Genomic DNA, 2615 nt, shown 5'->3' with positions numbered 1-2615 from the left:
CCAGCCGGCGGATGCCTTCGCGGTCCATGGTCAGGCGCGCGGCCCGCGCGGTCGGGATCACCCGCAGGCCCTGCGCGGCTTCCAGCTGCACCAGGGTTTCGGTATGGATGGCCTCGATCTCCGGCACCACCAGATGCGGCTGCTCCTGGGCGATCAGCGCCTTCAGCGCGACCGGGTCGAGCATGTCGATGACATGGCTGCGGTGCGCCACCTGCATCGCCGGCGCGTTGGCGTAGCGGTCGGCGGCGATGACCTCCACCCCGAAGCGCTGCAGCTCGATGGCCACTTCCTTGCCCAGTTCGCCGGAACCGAGCAGCAGGACGCGGGTGGCGGACGAAGACAGCGGGGTACCAAGGGTGATCATCAGACGGTTCCGGGAAAGCGCGAAAGAGGGTGCACATTCTAGGCAATCCGGGCGGAAACCGCCCCCGGCGAGCCGTTCCCCGCGCCGCTGCCCGAGGCGTCCGACAGCTCATCAGCAGTGGCAACAGAAACCGCGGCCGTTGGCCCAAACCCAGGCCCGCGCGCCACCGGGTCCCGCTGGAGCAGCACTACGCCCGCCCGCTACCGGCACCCACTTGCATGTTGATATCAATTTGATATCTTTCTATCAAACTACCACGGAAGATGTGCCATGAAAGAGAAGTCGATCGGTTCCCTGTCCGGCATTCCCACCCTGCTCGGCACACTCGCGCTGATGCTGGCGGGCACGGCCGCCATCATTTTCGCCGTGGTGCTGACCAAATCCGGCGTGGGCGGCGGTGGCCTGCTGGTACTGGCCGGCATCGTGCTGGTGAGCCTGGGCCTCTTCCTGAGCTGCGGCCTGTACATGGTGCAGCCGAACCAGGCCGCGGTGCTGAGCCTGTTCGGCAAGTACGTTGGCACGGTCAAGGACAACGGCCTGCGCTGGAACAACCCGTTCTTCACCAAGCGCAAGGTCAGCCAGCGCGTGCGCAATTTCGAGAGCGGCAAGCTCAAGGTCAACGAGCTGGACGGCTCGCCGATCGAGATCGCCGCGGTCATCGTCTGGCAGGTCGTGGACGCCTCCGAGGCGGTCTACAACGTCGACGACTACGAAAGTTTCGTGCATATCCAGTCCGAATCGGCGCTGCGCGCGATGGCCACCAGCTATCCGTACGACCAGCACACCGCTGGCCAGCTCGCGCTGCGCAGCCATGCCGCCGAGATCTCCCAGCACCTGAAAAACGAGCTGGCCGAGCGTCTGGCCGATGCCGGCGTGCAGGTGCTGGACGCCCGCATCAGCCACCTGGCCTACGCCCCGGAAATCGCCCAGGCGATGCTGCAGCGGCAGCAGGCCAGCGCGGTGATCGCCGCCCGCACGCAGATCGTGGCCGGCGCGGTGGGCATGGTCGAAATGGCCCTGCTGGAGCTGCAGAAAAATGCCGTGGTGCAGCTGGACGAGGAACGCAAGGCGCAGATGGTCGGCAACCTGCTCACCGTGCTGTGCTCGGATCGTGGCACCCAGCCGATCGTCAACGCCGGCTCGCTGTACTGAACAACATCCTGAGGTGACCGCAGTGAATGTCTTCGCCCCCCTGATCATCGCCGCCACCGGCATTCCGGCGCTGTGCTTCGCGGTGTGGAGCGGACGCCCCGGCACCGCCCACGCCCGCGGCATCGGCCTGCGCTGGGCGCTGATCGCGCTGTGCCTGTTTGTCGGCGGCATTGGTCTCCACCTGGCCGGCGACCAGCAGACCATCGCCTACGGAGTGATCGTCGCGCTGGTGATCGCGGTCAATGCGCTGGGCATCTCGCTGGTGATGCACCTGCGCCGCGGCGGCGATGGAGCGCCACGCCCGTGAGCGAGAAGAAGGCCTATCCGCTGCGCATCAACGCCGAAGTCCTGGCGGCTGCCCAGCGGTGGGCCGACGACGAGCTGCGCAGTCTCAACGCGCAGATCGAGTACGTGATCCGCGACGCCCTGCGTAAGGCCGGGCGCCTGCCCCGCCCCGCACCGGATGATTCGAATAAGGAGGAGTCATGAGCAAGCAGTGGAAGTATCTGGTCGTCAAAGCCGAAACCAGCATGTGGGGCACGTTCAAGCCCGAGAGCCTGCAGGAGCAGCTGGACAAGCATGGGCGCCAGGGGTGGGAGCTGGTGAACGTGGTCCATGCCCTGCCCACCACTTCCTCGCCCACGCTGGTGTTCAAGAAGGAGCAGTGATGACCAGGCTCAACGCGTGGATTGCGGGAACGCTGCTCGCCTTCTCCAGCACCGCCTTTGCCGCGGACCCGGCCGCGTTGGCCACGCGCCTGCTCGACCAGCTCGATGCCGGCCGGTACAGCACCGCCGAGGCGATGTTCTCGCCGCAGATGAAGGCCGCGGTTCCGGCCGACAGGCTCAAGGCGGTGTGGGAATCGCTGACCGCGCAGCTGGGGGCCGCCGGCAAGCGGGGCGAGGCCCGCACCAGCGAGGAAGGCGGCTATCGCATCGTCATCGTCCCGCTGGACTACGCCAACGGCCAGCTGCAGGCCAGGATCGCATTCGACGAAGACGACCGGATCACCGGCTTTCTGGTTCAACCGGCGGCGCCGCCACCCGCCGCCGCCCCGGCCGCCGATGCCGGTTTCAGCGAACAGGCTTTCAGCGTGCCG

General features: G+C 67.0%; 6 protein-coding genes. 5 read left to right on the top strand and 1 reads right to left on the bottom strand.

What is annotated here, in order from left to right; genetic code table 11:
* The coding region (locus JCM9942_RS13755) for an NAD(P)-dependent oxidoreductase (RefSeq protein WP_157722935.1) at positions 1-364 on the bottom strand (364 nt) is incomplete at its 3' end.
* Between the two features lie 270 nt (positions 365-634).
* Here JCM9942_RS13755 and JCM9942_RS13750 point away from each other — a divergent pair.
* From JCM9942_RS13750 to JCM9942_RS13730, 5 genes are all read left to right on the top strand, one after another.
* A complete protein-coding gene (locus tag JCM9942_RS13750; protein ID WP_054660378.1) occupies positions 635-1516 on the top strand; it encodes an SPFH domain-containing protein in 882 nt (293 codons plus the stop codon).
* Positions 1517-1538: 22 nt separating this feature from the next.
* The gene (locus JCM9942_RS13745) at positions 1539-1823 is read left to right on the top strand and encodes a hypothetical protein (RefSeq protein WP_083468556.1); all 285 of its coding nucleotides are present in this window, start codon (positions 1539-1541) and stop codon (positions 1821-1823) included.
* Positions 1820-2005 (top strand): type II toxin-antitoxin system antitoxin, encoded by a 186-nt coding sequence (locus JCM9942_RS13740; RefSeq protein WP_054660374.1) that lies wholly within the window; start codon positions 1820-1822, stop codon positions 2003-2005. Before JCM9942_RS13745 ends, JCM9942_RS13740 begins: the two co-directional genes overlap by 4 nt.
* Positions 2002-2184 carry a DUF4177 domain-containing protein gene (locus JCM9942_RS13735; RefSeq protein WP_054660372.1) on the top strand — a complete coding sequence of 61 codons (183 nt, stop codon included), beginning with the start codon at positions 2002-2004 and terminating at the stop codon, positions 2182-2184. The genes JCM9942_RS13740 and JCM9942_RS13735 overlap by 4 nt, the downstream gene beginning before the upstream one ends.
* The coding region (locus tag JCM9942_RS13730) for a DUF3887 domain-containing protein (protein WP_157722934.1) at positions 2184-2615 on the top strand (432 nt) is incomplete at its 3' end. The genes JCM9942_RS13735 and JCM9942_RS13730, both read left to right, overlap by 1 nt.

Origin of the sequence: Stenotrophomonas pictorum JCM 9942 (assembly GCF_001310775.1) — a bacterium.
Taxonomy (GTDB): domain Bacteria; phylum Pseudomonadota; class Gammaproteobacteria; order Xanthomonadales; family Xanthomonadaceae; genus Stenotrophomonas; species Stenotrophomonas pictorum.
Note: the sequence above shows the minus strand (reverse complement) of the source record. Positions and strands in the feature narration are given on the sequence as shown.